Genomic DNA, 19,117 nt, shown 5'->3' with positions numbered 1-19,117 from the left:
ATACAGGCGGGGTTTACTCGTTGCCGGTCTGCGCTTCGTGGTCGTAATGGCGCTCTTCACGGCTGGGCTCGGGGCGGATCGGCTCATCGGCTTCCAGCAGGATGCTGGCGTCGATAAAGCCCTGCTCGATTTCCCGCAGAGCGATGACCGTGGGCTTGTCATTCTCTTCGGGGACGTGCGGGTCTTTGCCGCCCACCGCCAGCTGGCGCGCGCGCTTGGCGCTGACCATGACCAGCTCAAACCGGTTGTCGACATGGTCCAGACAATCTTCAACAGTAATACGTGCCATAGTGTTTCGTGCTCACAGTTGTAATATGACGGCGGGCGAAGCGACTTTCAAGCGCCCCACTCGCCCAAATTCATCTTGGGGGAACCGGGTATTGTACACAAAGTAGCCGAGTAAAGTCAGCCTATTGTGCCGGCGGGCTGCTTTTTCCGGTCGGCTCGCGGCTGCCACTGGTTACTGTCCGCCTACTGTCTCCCTTACTGGGAGGACAGCAGCTCGTGCAGCATGGCGGCGTGAACCTGCTCCTGTCGGTCCCGACGCAGATGCTGGCTGGTGATCAGCGCCTGGAACTGGGCCAGCGCGGTGGTGAAATCGTCGTTGATGATCAGGTAGTCGGCATCCCGGTAATGGGAGATTTCGTTGATCGCCTCGTTCATACGCCCCTCGATCACGCTCTCGTCGTCCTGGCCCCGGCCGGTGAGACGCTGGCGCAGCGCGGCCAGCGAGGGGGGAAGAATAAACAGGGTGACGGTGTCGGGCAGTTGCTGGCGCACTTGCCGGGCGCCCTGCCAGTCGATTTCCAGAATCACGTCCATGCCCTCGTTCAGCGTGTTCTCCACCCAGTGGCGCGAGGTGCCGTAGAGGTTTTTGAACACCTGGGCGTGCTCCAGGAAGGCGCCATCCGAGAGCATGGTCTCGAAGATCGGGTGGTCGACAAAGTGGTAGTTGACGCCATCCTGCTCGCCTGGCCGCATCGGGCGGGTCGTGTGGGAGATGGAGACACAGACTTCCGGGTTGGAGGTGACCAGTGCATTGACCAGACTGGTTTTGCCCGCGCCCGAGGGGGCGGATACCGTATAGAGAATGCCTTTGCTGCTCATCGGTGCGCTCTTGTTGGTAAGTTCGTGTACGCCAAAAGCGCATTATGGCATAGCCCGACCGCTAGTTCATCGCGGGTGAGCCTGTTAATCTGGAAGGCAACAGTTAACCGCTACCTGCGACTAACGGGTCACGCTCGACCCGGTGGGCGCAGCCCACCCTACCAAGCGTACTCGCATCGGGATCCCGTAGGGTGGGCTCCGCCCACCACTGATAAGACAGAGAGAACGCCATGACAGAGCTAATTTCCATCGAGACAGCGGCTGAACGATTGCGCGTGCGACCGGATTTTGTCCAGCGGATGATCGACAAGGGCCGGCTGGCCCCAGATGACGGGGGACAGCTGGATGCCGCCGACGTAGAAGCGTTTGGGGCCCTGCTCGAGCGCCTGCGCGGCGGGGGTGTGGCCACGGTCATTGGCGCGATTGGGGACGAACTGGAGTGAGGTTCGATCCGGGGCGCCGGGAGCGCTCCGGATCGGACAGCGGCGGACCTAGAAGGTGGCCGCCACCATCAGCCAGATTTTGCGGGTATCGGTGGCCCAGCCCTCTGAGTCGTCATCGGCGCTGTAGTCGGCATATTTGAACGTCAACCCCACCGGGCCTACCTTGGTCCCGGCCACCAGACCCAGCTCCGAGCCGTAGTCAGAATCCCCCTCATTGGCGCTCAGGGTGTGGTGCACCAGGGCCAGGTTCACCGGCCCCACCGCCCGGCCGGCGCTGACATAGAAGTCCTCAACACCGGTGGCGGGCGTGGCCAGGAACTTGTCGGTCCAGCCCTGGAAAGCGTGCAGGGTCGCCAGTGGCGTGGTGAAGGCGGCATTGCCGTCGTCGGAGCCGAGCACCTCGTAGCCCACCTTGAGCTTGAACCCCTGGACGCTCGCCAGGCCCTCGGCCATCAGATAGCTGGCGGAGTACTCTGTGGGGTTGTCCCCGGCCTCACTCTGGGTGGCGTATTCGAGGTTGTAGCTCAGGGCGTCGCTGAGCTTGCCTTCCCAGCGCAGCCCCAGGGTGTCACTGGAGAGTCCCGGGGCGCTCTCGTTGTCCAGCAGATAGGCGTAGCCCACCAGCTTGCCGGCGTTCAGGCCGGTAAAGGCACCGTTGAGCAGGTGGGACTGGTGCTTGTGATCGCCCCCGGCCACGCTCTCGCCGAAGATGCGGTTGACGTTGTGCACGTAGGCGTAGAACAGCTCGAGATCCTCCAGCGCGGTGCTCTTGGCCGAGAAACCGTCGTAGGTCTGCTCGTTCTGGCGCCAGCCCACGCCTCCGACAAAGCGCTGATTGTCGAGCAGGATGCGCTGGCGGCCGTATTTGAGCGCGGTGTCGCCTGCCTGGTAGGCCAGATACGCCTGATTGATCTCGGTGCCCTCCGGGTCGGCAATCACGGCGGTTCCGGTGTTGATACCGGTGCCGTCGTTGTAGTCCACATCGGTCAGGGCGGTGGTGTCGTCCATCTCCAGCAGCAGGCTGAAGCCCTCGTAACTTCCGGAGCTGTAGGTCAGTCGGGTTTTCTGGGTCAGGGCGCTGGAGCCCTCCACGCCGTCCTGATCGACATCTTCAAAGCGGGTCCGCAGGTGCAATCTGGTCTCGCTGTCTTTGAGTGCCTCGGTCAGGCTGCTGCTGTCGGCCAGGGCCAGAGGGGCGGCGAACAGGCTGGCGGCGAGGGCGGCGCCCAGGGGGCGAATGGTGGCATTCATCGTATGAGAATCTCCGTGTCAGTTTTTAAATAGAAAGTGTGAGTGGCAATGATCGGGTGGTTATCCGGTGATGCGTAACTTTTCACCCCAGGACTTGCGCGGCTTGCGCTTGCTGTCGATGGGTTCGACCTTTTTCTGCTTCTCGTAGAGAAAGCGCAAGACGGCGCTGCGACAGTCGTTGTAGGCGCGGCTGTCGACCAGCTCGAGCCGATCACGTGGACGTTCGAGCGGTACGGGCAGAATCTCACCGATGGTGGCGGCCGGGCCGTTGGTCATCATCACGATCCGGTCAGAGAGCAGTACCGCTTCATCCACATCGTGGGTGATCATGATCACGGTGTTGCCCAGCTCGTTCTGGATATCCATCAGCGAATCCTGCAGGTGCGCCCGGGTGAGTGCATCCAGGGCGCCAAAGGGCTCATCCATCAGCAGCACCTGGGGTTCCATGGCCAGGGCCCGGGCGATCCCCACCCGTTGCTTCATGCCGCCGGAAATTTCCTGCGGTTTTTTGTGCATGGCATGGGTCATCTGCACCAGCGCCAGATTGTGCTCGATCCACTCACGCATCTGTGTCCTGGAGCGCTTGCCCTTGAACACCTGTTTGACCGCCAGCTCAACGTTTTCGTAGGCGGTCAGCCAGGGCAGCAGCGAGTGATTCTGGAACACCACCGCCCGTTCCGGGCCCGGCGCATTCACTTCCTTGCCGTTCAAAACCACGCCTCCGGTGGTGGCCTGATACAGTCCGGCGACGATGTTCATCACGGTCGACTTGCCGCAACCGGAGTGACCGATGAGCGAAACAAACTCGCCCTTGCTGATTTTCAAGTCTACATCCTTGAGTGCGGTGAAAGGACCTTTGGGAGTGGGGAAATCGATGCCCACCCGGGTTAATTCGAGGTGTACTTGACTCATGTCAAACTCCTTCGTGTATGGGGAGTGGGAGATCCGGTGATCAGCGGGTAATGGCGTTCTTGTCCCAGTTGACCCGGCTTTGAAGTAACAGCAGGCAACGGTCCAGCAAAAAGCCGATAAAGCCGATCATCAACACGGCGACACAGATTCGCCCGAGCGAGTTGGACGAGCCGTTCTGGAACTCATCCCAGACAAACTTTCCCAGCCCCGGATTCTGCGCCAGCATCTCGGCCGCGATCAGCACCATCCAGGCGATACCGAGTGACAGTCGCAGACCGGTGAACATCATCGGGATGGCCGAGGGCAGGACAATGGTTTTGACGTGAGTGAACCAGTTCAGGCTCAACACCCGGCTGACATTGAGCAGGTCAGTATTCACGCTGGCGGTCCCCACGGCGGTGTTGATCATGGTGGGCCAGATGCTGCACAGGGCCACGGTCACCACCGAGGTGATAAACGACTTTTCAAACATGGGGTCGTCGGTCACGTACACGGCACTGACCACCATCGTGACCAATGGCAACCACGCCAGCGGCGACACCGGTTTAAAAATCTGAATGATCGGGTTGATGGCCCGATAGGTGGCATTGCTCAGCCCGATGACAATGCCCAGGGGAATGGCGATGAGTGTGGCCAGGGAGAAGCCGGTCATCACGGTGATCAGGCTGGTCCAGATCTGATCAAAAAAAGTGGGCCGCCGGTTCGGTTCACGAAATGTCAGCTCGGCATTGGGGTCGCGCTCCAGTTGGGCCTCATGGCGTTTTTCCTGGCGTTCGTAGAAAGCGGCGGCGCGCTGGTTCTCAGCCTCGTGTTCATCCAGAAGATTGTTCCATTGCGCGTAGACTTCGGTCGGTCCAGGGAAAGTGCCCAGTGAGGTATCGACCTGTTTGGCGCCCAGATGCCACACGCCGATAAACAGCGCGAGCCCCAACAGCGGCAGCGTGATGGCGCTGATAATATTGGTCAGCCGGGCCCGGTCAAAATCCCAGGACAGCCACTTGCTTTTAACCAGTGTGGCGGGGTTCATTGTTCAATCCTCCGGTTTGGATGGGGTAGCGGTGTGGCTACCCCAGCGTCTTCTCTTACTTGGCTCTATGTTCTGGCCTACAGAACGTCGCCGGACTTCAGGCCGATATCGAGCTTTTCCAGATATTCGGTTGGCTTGCTGCCGTCATAGGTGACCTCATCCAGAAACTCGGTTTGCGGCGGCTTGAAGCCGGTCTCGGTTTCAAAATCCGGAAATTCATCCGCCGAGGCGTAGTCTTCCTCGATCAGGGCTTTGGCGGCCCGGGCGTAGATGTCGGGTCGGTAGACCTGTTTGGCGACGTCGAAATACCAGTCGTCGGTTTTGGCTTCGCTGATCTGGCCCCAGCGGCGCATTTGCGTCAGGTACCAGATGGCATCGGAATAGTAGGGGTAGGTGGCGTTGTGACGGAAAAAGACGTTGAAATCCGGTACCGGCCGGGTATCGCCTTTTTCGTATTCGAAGGTACCGGTCATGGAGTTGGCGATCACTTCATAATCTGCACCCACATAGTAAGATTGAGACAGAATTTTCGATGCCTCTTCCCGGTTGGCGTTGTCGTTGGCATCGAGCCACTTGGCCGCGCGAATCAGTGCTTTGGTCAACCGGATGGTCGTGTTGGGATACTTTTCTGAAAACTCTTTGGTGATGCCGAACACTTTCTCCGGGTTGTTTTTCCAGATTTCATAATCGGTAATGACGGGCACACCGATGCCTTTGAACACCGCCTGTTGATTCCAGGGTTCTCCTACGCAGTAGCCGTGAATGGTGCCCGCCTCCAGTGTTGAGGGCATCTGCGGTGGGGGTGTGACACTCAGCTGCGCTTCGGCTTGCAGTCGGCCCGAGGTGTCTCCCTTGTGGGGCGCGTAATAGCCCGGGTGAATGCCCCCAGCGGCGAGCCAGTAGCGCAGCTCATAATTGTGTGTGGAAACCGGAAACACCATCCCCATTTTGAAGGATTCCCCTTCGTCGGCCATTTGTTGGATCACCGGTTTGAGGGCGTCGGCGTGTATCGGATGTTGGGGTCTGCCTTCGCTGTTTTTCGGGATGTTCGGCTTCATGGCCTCCCAGACGTCGTTGGAGACCGTAATGCCGTTGCCGTTGAGATCCATGGAAAAAGGCGTGATGATATCGGCCTTGGTACCGTAGCCGATAGTAGCCGCGAGCGGTTGGCCCGCGAGCATATGAGCACCGTCCAGGTTGCCGTCAATGACACCGTCGAGCAGGACTTTCCAGTTGGCCTGGGCCTCGAGTTCGACAAACAACCCCTCTTCTTCGAAGTAACCTTTTTCCAGAGCGATGGCCAGTGGCGCCATGTCGGTCAACTTGATGAACCCGAAACGCAAGTCCGGCTTTTCCGCCAGACCCACCGCTAATGTGGAGTGGCTGGCGGTAACCAGTACCGCGAGAGCGGCGATCCGGGAAACGGCACCGGGAGCCGATTGAATACTTCGTTTTACAACACGGTAGCGCGACCGCAGTTTCTGAATGAACGTGGGCATGGGAGTGCTCCTGATTGACGATTGGGTTTCAATATCCAAAAGCCTTGGTCCCAGTCTGGACCGGGGACTTTCAGTGCTTAACGGATTGCGATCGCGAAAACATTCAAGCCGTTCGATGCTGTGTACACACCGGTGTGTCTATACAAGCACTGTGCCAAATCGGGTTGGATCACTCTTAAATGAAAAAAATTTGTGGTTTTTTGTTATTTTTTACTGAAATGCCCATTTGTGAAACAGAAATAACGGCGATGCGTTATTTTGGGACAGGCGGCTTGAGTCCCATCTGCTTCAAATAAGACCACTGGCTGTCCGAAATTGCGCCAAGATGAACCATGAACCCTGGCTCATGGCTGCATCATCCAGGGGCGTCGGCCGTCAAATCACAACAGAAAGGATAGGGAGTACTGCCACGTTATAAAGGAGGCATGAAGAGCGAAGGCGGGATTATTCGCGCTTGCGTTTTTCATTTTCGCCGACCAGAACCGCGCCCCAGGCACGCAGGCGCTCAAACCCGAGGAGGCACAAACACAGAGCGCCGACGGCGAGTCCGACGCCGGCCAGTCCGAGGTTGTCCCACTCGGCAAAACAGGTCCAGACAAACTGGCCGACGCACAGAAAGGCAACCACCAGCAACGTGGGTTTGCGGCCAACCAGCTCGACAATGAACACCCCGAGGGGCGCTCCAAGGGCTACAACCGGAGCCGCCGCCAACCAGTTTTCATAGACACCCGGCTGCCAGGTGTGGGTCACGCTTTTGACCAACACACCGCACACGGAGGCAAAGGCCATAATGACCACTGAGGTGGGGATCGCGATTTTCAGGTCTGCTCGGCATAAAAGAACCAGTGCGGCGTAGATCACCATGTCGATGCCTACCCCTGTGACGGAGACCGCGATCATACTGGCGCCGATGCCCAGTAGTAAGCCGACCCGGTGGTCCCACCGCTCGTCGAAATCGGTCATGCCGGTGTGGCCGGCTATCTCGCCTAACCGGTATAAATGCAACAAGCCAAAGCTGCCCCAGAGAACGGCGAAGGTCACTTTTATCCATAGGTCGGGTATCAGTGGAGCGAAAAACACAATACCGATCGGAGTGCCGATCAAGGTGCCAAGCGCCGCGCCTTTCAGGATGGGCCAGGCCAGCGGTTGCCGTCGCGCGAAAATGAAGATACTTGCGCTGACCATACCAATGGACTGGACTGCGAAGCTGAAGTCACGCCCGAGACTGGCGGGGAGGTCGAAGAATAGCACCAACACGGGAAACCCCACCGTGCCACCGCCCATCGGAGTGGAGCCGGCGGCGTAGCTGCCAATGGCCATTGCCAAAGCGATGGGCCAGTGTGCCTGGGCGGCCTCCCAGGCGCCTTCAGCCTGCAGGAGAAGAAGCCATACGGTATAGAAACCGGCGAGCCAGAGAAACCAGATCCACAGGTGTTTCTTGGGGGCGGCTTTTAATGACATGGGCGCACTGCCTCTTGACGGTGTGACGGGTTCATCGGATGGGCCGGGAGTTTACGCGAAATTGCGCTGATCGGGGAGAGGTGAGGGCAGCGAATAGATAATAATATATTACATAATTGGGCGGCGGTAAGCCGGATGTGGCAAAAGAAGCGGCGAGCGGCAAGACCCAGTCTGGGCCCGGATCTTTGCTTTCGCATTCGCCAGAAACTACCTTCAATTGAAGTTATAGAGACCTTCCGATTTCGATTATTTGGGCATTGACAAGCGGGTACCCCAAGTGTAATAGTCTAAAAGACTAATAATTGATGGTCATTTTGACATTTATGTTGATTTAGATGGCACGAAAAGTCTGATGGACAGGAAACGGGTCGATATATTCAGTATCTGAATATAAAAAGAAGCCGTTATTTCCAATTATCCAGGTTCGTGTCGGGTGTATCTTTACCATCGGCAGAAGTGTTGGTGTTCGGTTGTCCTGACGTGTGGGAGCGTCGGGGTAACTCGTAACTGGGAAGTCATAATAATAGTGGAAGCATCCGAGCTCAGCGGATGGTAGGGATTGTGCAATCAATCAAAAAAGTACAACGGCTTGTAAAAAAGGCTGAACAACTATTTCAGCGGCTTCAACATGTAAGGCGCCGAAAATAATAACCTGACCTCAGTAAAGGAGAGTTTCATGAACCCCAATAAAAGAGTGTTTCAAAAGCGACTGATCGCTTCCATGGTAGCGTCAACGGCGCTTGCCGGCTTCAGCGGCATGGCTCACGCCCAAAGCGATGAGCCGATGCTGGAAGAAGTGGTCGTTACCGGCATCCGCGGCTCGCTCGAGCGCGCCATGGATATCAAACGTGACTCGTCGGGCGTGGTCGATGCCATTTCCGCCGAAGATATCGGTAAGTTCCCCGACACCAACCTGGCTGAATCCCTGCAGCGGATCACTGGTGTGTCGATTGACCGTGTCAACGGTGAAGGTTCCACCGTTACCGTGCGCGGCTTCGGCGGTGACAACAACCTGGTGACCCTCAACGGTCGCCAGATGCCGGCGTCCAACTCCAGCATCATTGGTGCTGACCAGAGCGGCGACTTTGCTCAGCCCCTGAGTCGTTCCTTCGATTTCTCCACCCTGGCTTCTGAAGGCGTGAATCGTCTGGAAGTTTACAAAACCGGCCGGGCGAGCATTCCCTCCGGCGGTCTGGGTGCGACCATCGATATCGGCACACACAAGCCACTGGATAACCCGGGCACCCAGTTCAGCCTGGGCGGTAAGCTGGTCAACGACAGCAGCGTTGTCGACGGTGATGAGATTACGCCGGAAGTCTCGGGTCTGTTCAGCTGGACCAACGACGACGACAACATCGGCTTTTCTATTTTTGCCAGCCATCAGGTCCGTCACGCGGCGAGCGTGAGTGCGACCTCTAACGGTTGGAATATAATGCCCTACTCGCAGTTTTCCGATCCCGGTACCGGTATCGTGACTGAAGATACGGTCATTGCTAACGCCCCCGCCAACCCGGATCAGCTGGTATCTGTGCCCAACGATACCCGCCTGCACCTGGCCGAAGCCGAGCGGGAAAGAACCAACGTGCACGGCACCTTCCAGTTCAAGCCCATGGAAGAGCTGACTCTGACATTCGATGCCTTCCTGGCCCAGAACGAGCAGGAAGAGCAGCGCGCGGACAAGACCATGTGGTTCGCTCGCCCCCTCAGCCATGTCCGCTTCGATGGTGACCCGACAGTTTCCACCACTACATATATGCGGGAGGAGATCAACGGGGTAAAAGACGTCGGTTTCGAGCAGCAGTATCGCGCCATGGAAGACACCGTTGAGTCCTACGGCTTCAACGCCGAGTGGGACATGAGCGATGATATTACCCTGACCCTGGATGCACACAGCTCCGAGAACACCACCTCGCCCAATAACCCCAATGGTGCCAGCAGTACCCTGTTTGGCATGGGTGCCGTAATCATTGGTGAGCACTCTCTCAACCTGGACCGCAACCCGACCCACTTCCCGATTCAGAAGATCATTGAAATCGACGATAGTGTTCAGGCCGATCAGGGCGACTTCGGTGGCACCAACAACAATGGTGTTCTGGACGTTGGTGATTTGGGCTCTCAGGTGTTGCGCTCCAATACAGCTGAACAGACAACGACCATGGATCAGGTCCAGCTCAGCGCCAACTGGGAACTGAACGACAATCTCGCACTGGATTTCGGTGTTGATCACCGTGTGATGGAGATGAACCAGACTCGCGTCCAGACCCAGCACATCCTGGGCGGCTGGGGCATTGAGCAGCCGGGCGATATCAATACCGACCTGGTTACTACCTATTGCCTGACCTGTCTGTTTGAAGATTTTCAGACCTACGCCGGTGAGAACGAGCAGACCGCATTCAAAGGGGATGCCACTGCACTGGCCAACAGCATTCCGGAGCAGTACGGCACCGCCGATGTGACTGGCCGGGAAAACAACTTCGTAGAAGAAGAGATTTCAGCGGTTTATGCTGAAGCCGATATGGAGTTCCAGGTGGCCGGATTTGACACCAGCGTCTTGGCCGGTCTGCGTTATGAAGAGACAACCGTGACTTCGACTTCATTTGTCACGCTGCCTGACGAAATCATGTGGGTCTCTGACAACGATTTTCAGGCCGTTGTGAGAGGCGGTGGCGAACCGCTCCCGGACACCATCATCGGTGAGTACGACAACGTCCTGCCCAGTCTGGATGTCTCGGTCAATCTGACTGAAGACTTCGTTGCCCGCGCCTCCGTCAGCCAGACCATCGGCCGTCCCGGTTACGGTAACCTGATTGCCGCTCGTAACGTACAGAACCCGGGTCGTCCAACGGCTCTCGGCGGCGACAGACCCAGTGCCGGCCAAGGTAACCCAGGCCTGGATCCGCTCGAATCTCGTAACCTCGATCTGTCGCTGGAATATTACTACGGTAACTCCAGCTATGTGTCGGCGGGTTACTATGAGAAGAAGATTGAGAACTTCATAGGTACTGCAGTCACGGACGTGGTGGCCGATGGCCCGGATTCTGAGCTGGGTATCGCCCTTCGCGATCCGAGTGCCGGGGCACCCGGTAGCCGGTCCGGCGATGCGCTGGATGTGCTTGATGACCTCGGGGTAACCCGGAGTGAGGGTAACTTCTTCACCATGACAGCCCTGATTGAGCAGAATGGTGGTGATGTGGCTGCGGCACGAACTGAATTTGAAGCCAATCTGGATGAGAATAATGAGCTTCCGCTGGCTTACGTTGAGGAAGTTTATGCCGAAACCAACCTCTCGGCGGATGAAAACGATCCGTATATGGAGTTTGCGCTGTCGCAGCCGGTCAATACCCGTGAGGGTCGCATTCACGGTATGGAACTGGCGGCTCAGCACTTCTTCGGTGACTCAGGGTTTGGTCTACAGGTCAACTACACCACTGTAAATGGTAATGTGGGTATTGACCCCGGTGCCACGCCTGACGAAGATCAGTTTGCGCTGGTGGGCCTGAGTGACTCGGCCAACGCCTCACTGATCTATGAAAACTACGGTGTATCGGCTCGCCTGGCCTGGAACTGGCGCGATACCTACTTGAGCGGCACCGGTCGTGGCGGCGCTAACCGCAACCCGACCTTCGTTGATGCTTACCATCAGTATGACCTGAACGTCGGTTACGACGTGACGGACAACCTGTCGGTGACATTTGAAGCGATCAACCTGACCGGCGAAAACATCGTTCATTACGGTCGTACTCCAGCGAACATCTGGTTCCTGCAGGAGTTGTCACCCCGCTACATGTTGGGTGCTCGCTACTCCTTCTAAGCCAGAAGGTTGGCACAGGGAAACTGCCGAAAAGGCCGCTGACTTTCAGCGGCCTTTTTTCTTGCCGGAAGGGGTCAAATGTTTCATGATAGGCGCTAGAGTGAGTCTGTATTTTAATAATTCGTGAATTACAAAGAGCTTTTTTACCATGTCTAATATCGAGCTGCTCGATAACGTCAAGCATAAGGATCTGAGAGTTGATCCGGGCTACACCGCCGCCTACGGAGACAGTGTCAATCAGGTGCTGGTCTTTCCCTCGGAGTTTGTTGAGCTTCAAAAGGAGTACCCAATCCTGCTGAAAAAGGACGGGGATTCGGGGAGTTTCCAGGCCGTAGTCATCCTGGGGCTGGAGCGTGATGAGAACCTCTTTCTGGATGAAAGCGGTTGGCACGCTCACTATGTCCCGGCGGTCCAGGCTCGAGGTCCCTTTTCCATTGGCCTTCGCAAAGAGGGCGAAGGGAATGAGGAGCGAGTGGAACCACTCATACAGGTGGACATGGAAAGCCCGAGGGTCCGTCCCGAGGGGACTCCGGTCTTTTTACAGCACGGCGGTAGCAGCGAGTATCTCAAGCGGGTCTCCAAAGTGTTGAAGGTGATTCAGGAAGGTTGGGCGGTGGCCAGGACGTTCTACCCTACCCTGGATAAAATGGGTCTGATCGAGCCGGTCAACATCAATATCAATCTCAGTGAAACCGAGCGTTACAGCATCGAGAATTATTACACCGTCAGCGAAGACAAGTTATTGGAGCTGGACGGCGATCAGTTGAAAAAACTCAATGAGTTGGGTTATCTGCAGGCGGCGTATCATCTCCTCGCTTCGCAGACGAACATTTCACGGCTTTTGGCCCGCAAAAATCGCAAGCGCGATGCGGCCTGAGTGCATTAGGCTCTACGAGTGGTTATGTCAAAGATTGAACGTCGCACACGAACCCTTGAGTGGTCACCCGGAGAACCCATCGCCTTCCAGGAACTGGTGGAGGCTGGAGAGCCCGTTATTCTAAAGGGCTACGCTCGCGAGTGGCCATTGGTGCAGGCGGGTCTGCGCTCGGCCGATGAGGCCATGACCTACCTGGCTTCATACGCGATCGACAATCCTCTGACGTGCTTTGTTGGAGACACGGCAATGGCCGGTCTCTTTGCCTACAACCAGGATGTGACGGCTTTCAATTTTCACAGCGAACAGATTCCTGTCAAGACGTTCTTCGATCGTGTAAAAGAGCAGGCTGGGAGTGGGGGCGATCATTTGTATATCGGCTCCACTACGCTGGAACGCTACTTCCCCAGCATGCGGGAGGAGAACGACCTGGATCTGACCGATCCCACCTTGCAGGAAAACCCGCCGTTGGTGAGTATATGGATGGGCAATCATACGATTGCCTCGGCGCATTACGACCTGGCTAACAACATCGCCTGTTGTGCCGTGGGACGTCGTCGTTTTACGCTGTTCCCTCCCGGTCAGGTGGCCAATCTCTATCCGGGGCCGCTCGAGCCCACGCCGGGTGGGCAGGTCATCAGTATGGTGGATTTTAATCGGCCGGATTTTGAGCGTTATCCTGATTTCGCCAAGGCGCTGGAGTCCGCGCAGGTTGCGGAGCTGGAAGCGGGAGACGTACTGGTCTACCCCAGTATGTGGTGGCACCATGTGGAAGGGCTCGACGATTTCAATGTCCTGATCAATTACTGGTGGAATCCGACGCCCGACCATATGGATACCCCCCAGAACACCCTCCTGCACGCCCTCTTGGCCCTCCGGGAGCGGCCGGATTATGAAAAGCAGGCCTGGCGAGAATTGTTTGATTATTACGTGTTCGGTGACCCGGAGCGTCCCAGAGCGCACCTGCCCGAACACGCCCAGGGGCCCCTGGGCCCCATGGATGAGACAACCGCCCGCCGGCTGCGGGCCCGCTTGATGTCCAAACTCAACCGTTGATCTGATTTTAAGGAGACGCTCCGTGCAGCAGTCAAAGCCCGTTCAGAAAGTGGTAATCGCCGGCGGCGGCACGGCCGGATGGGCCGTTGCCGCAGGGCTGTCGCAGCAGTTGGGTCAATTGATCGACATCGAGCTGGTCGAGTCGGAGAATATTGGCACCGTGGGCGTGGGCGAAGCCACCATCCCACCGATGCGCTCCTACCACCGGATTGCCGGTATCGATGAGAAGGAGTTCATGCGCGAGACCAGCGCCACCTTCAAGTTGGGCATCCTGTTTCGCGGCTGGCGTGATCTCGACACCGAGTACATGCACTCCTTTGGAGAGGTGGGCAAGTCCACCACTTGGCTGACCCATTTTCACCACCTGTGGCTCGAAGCCCGTGAACGGGGTCTGGCCGGCCCTCTGGATAACTACTGCCTGGAAGCGGCCGCGTCCTGGAAGGAGAAGTTTGCCTTCTCCGAGCGGGGCGGCCCCAACTTCGCCTATCATCTGGACGCCGGTCGTTACGCCCAGTTTTTGCGGCGCAAGTGCGAGGCGCGTGGTGTCGTGCGTCGGGAGGGAATGATCGAGCAGGTGGAGCTGGACCCGGACGATGGGTTTATCCGCCGCCTGCACCTCAAAGACGGTGCTGTGGTCGAGGGCGACTTTTACATTGATTGCACGGGTTTTCAGGGCCTGCTGATTGAAGGCGCACTGAAAACCGGCTACGACGACTGGACCCACTGGCTGCCCACCAACCGCGCGCTCGCCGTCCAGACCGAGGCCGTACGCGACCCGGTTCCCTATACCGTTTCCACCACCCGCACCGCCGGCTGGCAGTGGCGCATTCCTCTGCAGCACCGGATGGGCAATGGGCTGGTCTACTGTAGCGACTACATGAGCGACGACCAGGCCCGCGAAGAGCTGTTGGCCAACATCGAGGGCGAGATGTTGACCGAGCCTCGCCCGATCCGCTACACCACCGGGGCGCGGCGCAAGCAATGGAACAAGAACTGTCTGGCCCTGGGTCTCGCCAGTGGCTTTCTCGAGCCACTGGAGTCCACCAGTATCTATCTGGTGATGATCGGGATCAGTCGTTTCATGCAGACCTTCCCGTTCGATGGTGTTACCGAGTCCGCCATGAACCAGTTCAATGCCACCTGTCGGCTGGAGCTTGAGCGCATCCGGGACTTCATCATCCTGCACTACAAGGTGACCGGGCGCTCCGACACGCCTTTCTGGCGCGACCGTCAGCAGCAGGCGATTCCCGAGTCGCTGGCTCACCGGCTGCAACTGTTCGAAGAGACGGGTCAGATTCAGCAGGCAGAGGCCGACCTGTTCCAGGTGTCATCCTGGCTGCAGGTCATGTTGGGTCAGGGGATTGAGCCCAAAAGCCATCACCATCTGGCCCGATCGATGCCCGACGATAAACTGCGGGGCATGTTTGAGGACCTGGAGACCAACATCGCCCGGATGGTTGATAGCATGCCCAGCCACAAAGCGTTCGTTGATCGCTTCTGTCCGATACGAGTGCCCGAAACCGAAGCTTGAACAGAGGTGCGAGCCTTCCTAACGACACAGGGTTTTTCCTTTGTGTTTTTCCTTGCTTGAATGGAAGGGCTTTGTTGATCATAACAGCGACCCTATTTCGACGATGGACCCCAGATTTTAAGCAGCCGGACTGATGCGGGCTTCATCCCCATCTTTATCCTGACGCGCTACCCGGAACGGCCAGTTGAAGTTGGTGTATCTGGGATCGTCCTGAGCATCCCCTAAATAGTGAACAATTGAGTTCTCCTCGCATCAGAGCCTCGACCTGGGGCTTTTGGTGCCAAAAGTAAGCGGCACTCCGATTCAATCTCGGCACGGGTCGCGGCCAACTCATCGCAGAAACTGAAAAGTTTCGCCGTACCGCTGGCTGTGGTTCTCCCAATTCAGATGGGGCCAATAGATTTTCGATTATTTCTGGTGGCGTTTTAATCCTTTAATTTTGAAGGGTGGCGTTGTTGTTTTTTTGTTTTTCTGGTTGTTGGCGTATGAAGAAAATTAGTGCGCCATCCTAAAAACTGGGTTATATGTTGAAAATAAAAAGTAAGACCTGATACCATCAAAATGTCCCCTATAAAAAATATCGTAACTTTAATGGGGCTTGGCAACCTAGCATTTAGGAAAAGTAGTAGTGGCAAAGGAGTTGCAGGTGGTTATATCTCCTTCCGCTTTTTCCGCTGACACTCTATTTTCATAGAGGAGCGAGCATTTACCTTTTTAACAAAGTTAAGTGCTACAAATTCTTATGACGTTCTCTTATATGAGGTGACCAATGAAGTTGAGATATGCTACGTATGCATTTGCGTTAATGACGCTTTTGTCAGCAGGTACCTACGCAAAAGAAGTTAGCTTTTGGAACGGGTGCGATTATACCTACAAATTTAACACGTCAAAGTCTGGTGACGAAGAAATTCTAAATATGCGGATACATGACCACGGTTTCATATCCGAAGTGCAAAATGATTTCAATATGCAAGGTTGGTCTAGCCATGGTTCTCCTTACACAAATGACAATATATACTCCCTAATCCTAAATGCGTTATATGTGCTCTACAAGGCTGGGGACGGTTCCGATAGAGGGATGCTTATAAAGGCGTCATACAAACAGTCGGCCGATTGGATTAAAAAGCTATCCCCGGTATGCTCTTTTTCAAAGTTTGAAAATATAGTTTCAGTCTGCCACGACGAAAATGCTGGCATGTGCTCTAGAGGCAGTTACTCTGACTTTTTTGGCGCCAACGCAAACTCCGTCGAGGTGAAAGCCAGCGCTGTGACTTCATATAATGTAGTAGACCGTGCTGCTACGCTTTACCACGAAGCCATGCACGCTATGCTTGCGAAAGACTCCCATGGCGGTTTCGGCGATGGAGATGTTGCTGGACGGCACCTAATGTGGCTTATATGGTTTGCCGGGGACGCCAATCCAGAGTTTTCCGACCACCTTCGCATGTTGGCGTCTAACACTGCAAACTGGAGGTTCGATCACTATGGTATATCAGATTTTGAAATGTCACCGAATGTTGCGCCGCGGAAAGAGGTGTATAGCTCTGGTTCCTGGTGGGAGTTTCCTCAATATAAACCTGACGATCCGCAGGGTACGACAACTTATATGTTGGATAATTATTCGTGTTATATGAGTTACGGAAATAAAGTAGAAAGTTGGAATCCAACTCCGAGTCCCGGTGTGTGTTACGTGAGAAATTGATCGGCGTGATTCGCGTGTATGAAAATGACCGCTTCCATTAGATACCCAAGATATTGGGAGGCGGTCATCTATTTCGGTGTATTTTTAATTTCTCTCCGTGGTGGGGTCCAAGTCCTCGATGATTTCGTTCTGCATCTCTTTTTCCGGACTGAATATCACATGTTAATATAGTCCCTCATTCATTGGGAAGGCGTGGCCATGATTCAAGCCAACACTCGTCGTCGAAGGGCGGGAAAATAGTGTCGCTGGAACCTATTTAGTTTGATACCCCTAATGCTCGTAAGAACAAACTCGCCAGGATTTCTTAGAGGGACCGGGTTTTCTCCATGTCGCAACGTGCGCAACGATACTGGGTAACCAGTTTGCCCTGCTTGACGTCAAACTTGCGTTCGGTCACCACCTGCCATTTGTGAAAGCCGCTGCGGCACAGGGTTTTTCCTTTGTGTTTGTCCTTGGCACTGGGCCGCTTGAAGGGAAGAATGTTGTCGTTCATAAGAGCGATTCCAGCTCGGCAATGGAGTTCAGCGTCTGAGCGGCCGGCTTGATCCGGGTTTCATCGCCGTCCTTGTATTTGCCGGTTTTCACCAGCCGCGCCTGCAGTCCCGAGTCCAGCGCTCCCTTGACGTCACCCAGGACGTCGTCGCCGATCATCAGGCACTCGCCGGCCGGGAATTCCGTTGAGGCCACCACCTGATCGTAAAAGGCCCGGCTGGGTTTGCCCATGATGATCGGTTCGATATCGGCGGCCCAGGCGATGGCATGCACAAAGGGGCCGGCGTCCAGGCTGAGTTCTCCGTCTTCACTGAAATACTTGTTCTCGCCAATGGCGATGAGCGGGCAGTCCTGCTGCACAAGACGAAAGGCCCGGTTGAGGTTGGCATAGCTCAGATCGTCCCGGGCATCCCCCAGCACCACACAATCGGGCTCTTCCCGGGTCAGGGCCTCGAACTGGGGCTTGATGCTGGGGTGCACCAGGGAGAAGGGGCTGAGCCCCCCGGCCTGGATGTAGGCCCGGGCGGCATCGGGCGCGGTGAACAGTTCCTCCGAATCGATGGAAAAGCCCAGCTCCGTCAGCTTGTCCAGTACCTGGATGCGGGATTTGGTGGCGGTATTGGTGACAAAACGCAGGGTCAGGCCGCGCTGGCGGGCGAGCTCGACGGCCTCCAGTGCACCGTCAATCCGGTGGCCGCCGTCGTACAGTACGCCGGACAGGTCCAGAAACAGTGCTTTGAAGGCCATTTTTTCCGGGTTCATGGCGGGCCCCCTACTTCAGTCGCAGTCACTGAGAGATAAGCCCCGCGCCGAGCGGCGTCGGGACTGATTCGGTCTTGAGTCAGTTTACTGCAAAAAGCCGTCCAATGGCGGTCACCGGGGCTACCGGTTCTGTAGCTGCTGAAGGCTCCAGTCGAATATTGCCCGGTCTTCAGGCTCCACGCGGCTCTTCAGGTCCTCCAGACTGTCGATCAGTTCGGCGGTGCTGGGCCGGTGAACATTCACGTGCCCCACTTTGCGGCCCGGGCGCACCGTCTTGCCATACCAGTGAACATGGGCGCCGGTCACACTCAGCCAGTCGGTCTGCCAGTCGCGCCCGAGCAGGTTGTACATCATGGTGCAGCCGGTGACTTCCGGCTGAATCAGCGGCAGATCGGCGACCGCCCGCAGGTGCAGCTCAAACTGGCTGATGGCGGCGCCCGCCTGGGTCCAGTGGCCGGAGTTGTGCACGCGCGGCGCCAGCTCGTTGACCAGCAGTTGGCCGTTGACCACAAAGCACTCCATTGCCATCACACCGACGTACTGCTGGTCGTCCATGATTCGGCTGAGCCAGGCTTCGACGTCGGCCTGTTGCTCAGGGGGTTCGGGCAGGTTACCCAGGCTGGCACATAGAATGCCATTCTGGTGCCAGTTGCGGGTCAGGGGGTAAAACACCTTGTCACCAGCCGCGTTGCGGGCACCCACCAGTGAGACCTCGTGACTGAAGGGAATCATGGCTTCGGCGATGCACTCGCCGGCCCACTCCTCCAGAGGGGCGTCGCCACTGCGCCAGCGCCACTGGCCGCGACCGTCGTAGCCACCCGAGCGGCGCTTGACCATGACCTGCTCGCTCAGTCCTTCCAACTGGTCGCTCAAGAAGCCCGATTCAAGCGAGACCCACGGGGCGGTAGGCACCTGCAGCCGGTCCAGAAGGCTTTTCTGCCGCTGGCGGTCGATTACCGAGTGCAGGGCGGTCGCGTTGAGAAAGTGGGGATGTTGCTTGAGCTGAAGCCCGCGCGCGGTATCCGGCCAGTGCTCCAACTCGACGGTGATGACATCATCGTCCCGCAATTCCAGCTCGCTGTCGGCCTTGGGGTCGAGCGGCCGCACTTCGAGCTGCATGGGGGCGCCGGCCTGTTGCAACATCTGCCCCAACTGGCCCTGACCGACGACGACAATACGTGGCAGCATA

Annotated in this window: 16 protein-coding genes; 6 read left to right on the top strand and 10 right to left on the bottom strand. The window is 56.8% G+C overall.

Going from position 1 to position 19,117, the window contains the following annotated elements:
- Nucleotides 1–13: 13 nt before the first annotated feature.
- Both rpoZ and gmk read right to left on the bottom strand, forming a co-directional pair.
- Entirely contained in the window at nucleotides 14–289 is a 276-nt protein-coding gene (rpoZ, locus tag AAE484_RS09755) for a DNA-directed RNA polymerase subunit omega (protein WP_341938189.1), read from the bottom strand.
- Between the two features lie 194 nt (nucleotides 290–483).
- Nucleotides 484–1,107, bottom strand: a complete 624-nt coding sequence (gene gmk / locus AAE484_RS09750; RefSeq protein ID WP_341938188.1) for a guanylate kinase — start codon at nucleotides 1,105–1,107, stop codon at nucleotides 484–486.
- A 230-nt stretch (nucleotides 1,108–1,337) separates the two neighbouring features.
- Here gmk and AAE484_RS09745 point away from each other — a divergent pair, with 230 nt between their 5' ends.
- Nucleotides 1,338–1,550, top strand: coding sequence for a hypothetical protein (locus AAE484_RS09745; RefSeq protein WP_341938187.1), 213 nt, complete (start codon nucleotides 1,338–1,340; stop codon nucleotides 1,548–1,550).
- A gap of 48 nt (nucleotides 1,551–1,598) precedes the next feature.
- Here AAE484_RS09745 and AAE484_RS09740 read toward each other — a convergent pair whose 3' ends face one another.
- The 5 genes from AAE484_RS09740 to AAE484_RS09720 all read right to left on the bottom strand — a co-directional run bounded on the left by AAE484_RS09740 (nucleotide 1,599) and on the right by AAE484_RS09720 (nucleotide 7,700).
- On the bottom strand, nucleotides 1,599–2,801 hold the full coding sequence (locus AAE484_RS09740; protein ID WP_341938186.1) for an alginate export family protein: 1,203 nt from the start codon (nucleotides 2,799–2,801) through the stop codon (nucleotides 1,599–1,601).
- A gap of 60 nt (nucleotides 2,802–2,861) precedes the next feature.
- Entirely contained in the window at nucleotides 2,862–3,713 is an 852-nt protein-coding gene (locus AAE484_RS09735) for an ABC transporter ATP-binding protein (RefSeq protein WP_341938185.1), read from the bottom strand.
- 40 nt (nucleotides 3,714–3,753) lie between these two features.
- Complete coding sequence (locus AAE484_RS09730; protein ID WP_341938184.1) at nucleotides 3,754–4,740, bottom strand: ABC transporter permease; 987 nt, start codon at nucleotides 4,738–4,740, stop codon at nucleotides 3,754–3,756.
- Nucleotides 4,741–4,817: 77 nt separating this feature from the next.
- Nucleotides 4,818–6,239: a CmpA/NrtA family ABC transporter substrate-binding protein gene (locus AAE484_RS09725; RefSeq protein WP_341938183.1), complete on the bottom strand. Its 1,422-nt coding sequence runs from the start codon at nucleotides 6,237–6,239 to the stop codon at nucleotides 4,818–4,820.
- A 444-nt stretch (nucleotides 6,240–6,683) separates the two neighbouring features.
- Entirely contained in the window at nucleotides 6,684–7,700 is a 1,017-nt protein-coding gene (locus tag AAE484_RS09720; RefSeq protein WP_341938182.1) for a sulfite exporter TauE/SafE family protein, read from the bottom strand.
- Nucleotides 7,701–8,376: 676 nt separating this feature from the next.
- Here AAE484_RS09720 and AAE484_RS09715 point away from each other — a divergent pair.
- The 5 genes from AAE484_RS09715 to AAE484_RS09695 all read left to right on the top strand — a co-directional run bounded on the left by AAE484_RS09715 (nucleotide 8,377) and on the right by AAE484_RS09695 (nucleotide 16,674).
- Nucleotides 8,377–11,511 (top strand): TonB-dependent receptor, encoded by a 3,135-nt coding sequence (locus tag AAE484_RS09715; RefSeq protein WP_341938181.1) that lies wholly within the window; start codon nucleotides 8,377–8,379, stop codon nucleotides 11,509–11,511.
- 148 nt (nucleotides 11,512–11,659) lie between these two features.
- The gene (locus AAE484_RS09710) at nucleotides 11,660–12,388 is read left to right on the top strand and encodes a SapC family protein (protein ID WP_341938180.1); all 729 of its coding nucleotides are present in this window, start codon (nucleotides 11,660–11,662) and stop codon (nucleotides 12,386–12,388) included.
- 24 nt (nucleotides 12,389–12,412) lie between these two features.
- Nucleotides 12,413–13,441, top strand: coding sequence for a cupin-like domain-containing protein (locus AAE484_RS09705; RefSeq protein WP_341938179.1), 1,029 nt, complete (start codon nucleotides 12,413–12,415; stop codon nucleotides 13,439–13,441).
- 22 nt (nucleotides 13,442–13,463) lie between these two features.
- Nucleotides 13,464–14,972 carry a tryptophan halogenase family protein gene (locus tag AAE484_RS09700; protein WP_341938178.1) on the top strand — a complete coding sequence of 503 codons (1,509 nt, stop codon included), beginning with the start codon at nucleotides 13,464–13,466 and terminating at the stop codon, nucleotides 14,970–14,972.
- A gap of 769 nt (nucleotides 14,973–15,741) precedes the next feature.
- Nucleotides 15,742–16,674, top strand: a complete 933-nt coding sequence (locus AAE484_RS09695) for a hypothetical protein (protein ID WP_341938177.1) — start codon at nucleotides 15,742–15,744, stop codon at nucleotides 16,672–16,674.
- 304 nt (nucleotides 16,675–16,978) lie between these two features.
- On the opposite strand, the gene AAE484_RS09690 is transcribed toward AAE484_RS09695, so the two are convergent.
- From AAE484_RS09690 to purK, 3 genes are all read right to left on the bottom strand, one after another.
- Complete coding sequence (locus tag AAE484_RS09690) at nucleotides 16,979–17,167, bottom strand: hypothetical protein (RefSeq protein WP_341938176.1); 189 nt, start codon at nucleotides 17,165–17,167, stop codon at nucleotides 16,979–16,981.
- Nucleotides 17,164–17,928 carry a TIGR01458 family HAD-type hydrolase gene (locus tag AAE484_RS09685; RefSeq protein WP_341938175.1) on the bottom strand — a complete coding sequence of 255 codons (765 nt, stop codon included), beginning with the start codon at nucleotides 17,926–17,928 and terminating at the stop codon, nucleotides 17,164–17,166. The genes AAE484_RS09690 and AAE484_RS09685 overlap by 4 nt, the downstream gene beginning before the upstream one ends.
- A gap of 120 nt (nucleotides 17,929–18,048) precedes the next feature.
- The gene (gene purK / locus AAE484_RS09680) at nucleotides 18,049–19,116 is read right to left on the bottom strand and encodes a 5-(carboxyamino)imidazole ribonucleotide synthase (RefSeq protein ID WP_341938174.1); all 1,068 of its coding nucleotides are present in this window, start codon (nucleotides 19,114–19,116) and stop codon (nucleotides 18,049–18,051) included.
- Nucleotide 19,117 lies beyond the last annotated feature (1 nt).

Origin of the sequence: Marinimicrobium sp. C2-29 (assembly GCF_038419845.1) — a bacterium.
Classification (GTDB): Bacteria; Pseudomonadota; Gammaproteobacteria; order Pseudomonadales; family Cellvibrionaceae; genus Marinimicrobium.
The sequence above is the reverse complement of the archived record's forward strand: the minus strand, read 5'-3'. Positions and strand labels throughout refer to the sequence as shown.

What these genes read in the sequence shown, in the direction of transcription:
- rpoZ (WP_341938189.1), bottom strand. Translation starts at nt 289, where the DNA reads ATGGCACGTATTACTGTTGAAGATTGTCTGGACCATGTCGACAACCGG.
- gmk (WP_341938188.1), bottom strand. Translation starts at nt 1,107, where the DNA reads ATGAGCAGCAAAGGCATTCTCTATACGGTATCCGCCCCCTCGGGCGCG.
- AAE484_RS09745 (WP_341938187.1), top strand. Translation starts at nt 1,338, where the DNA reads ATGACAGAGCTAATTTCCATCGAGACAGCGGCTGAACGATTGCGCGTG.
- AAE484_RS09740 (WP_341938186.1), bottom strand. Translation starts at nt 2,801, where the DNA reads ATGAATGCCACCATTCGCCCCCTGGGCGCCGCCCTCGCCGCCAGCCTG.
- AAE484_RS09735 (WP_341938185.1), bottom strand. Translation starts at nt 3,713, where the DNA reads ATGAGTCAAGTACACCTCGAATTAACCCGGGTGGGCATCGATTTCCCC.
- AAE484_RS09730 (WP_341938184.1), bottom strand. Translation starts at nt 4,740, where the DNA reads ATGAACCCCGCCACACTGGTTAAAAGCAAGTGGCTGTCCTGGGATTTT.
- AAE484_RS09725 (WP_341938183.1), bottom strand. Translation starts at nt 6,239, where the DNA reads ATGCCCACGTTCATTCAGAAACTGCGGTCGCGCTACCGTGTTGTAAAA.
- AAE484_RS09720 (WP_341938182.1), bottom strand. Translation starts at nt 7,700, where the DNA reads ATGTCATTAAAAGCCGCCCCCAAGAAACACCTGTGGATCTGGTTTCTC.
- AAE484_RS09715 (WP_341938181.1), top strand. Translation starts at nt 8,377, where the DNA reads ATGAACCCCAATAAAAGAGTGTTTCAAAAGCGACTGATCGCTTCCATG.
- AAE484_RS09710 (WP_341938180.1), top strand. Translation starts at nt 11,660, where the DNA reads ATGTCTAATATCGAGCTGCTCGATAACGTCAAGCATAAGGATCTGAGA.
- AAE484_RS09705 (WP_341938179.1), top strand. Translation starts at nt 12,413, where the DNA reads ATGTCAAAGATTGAACGTCGCACACGAACCCTTGAGTGGTCACCCGGA.
- AAE484_RS09695 (WP_341938177.1), top strand. Translation starts at nt 15,742, where the DNA reads ATGAAGTTGAGATATGCTACGTATGCATTTGCGTTAATGACGCTTTTG.
- AAE484_RS09690 (WP_341938176.1), bottom strand. Translation starts at nt 17,167, where the DNA reads ATGAACGACAACATTCTTCCCTTCAAGCGGCCCAGTGCCAAGGACAAA.
- AAE484_RS09685 (WP_341938175.1), bottom strand. Translation starts at nt 17,928, where the DNA reads ATGAACCCGGAAAAAATGGCCTTCAAAGCACTGTTTCTGGACCTGTCC.
- purK (WP_341938174.1), bottom strand. Translation starts at nt 19,116, where the DNA reads ATGCTGCCACGTATTGTCGTCGTCGGTCAGGGCCAGTTGGGGCAGATG.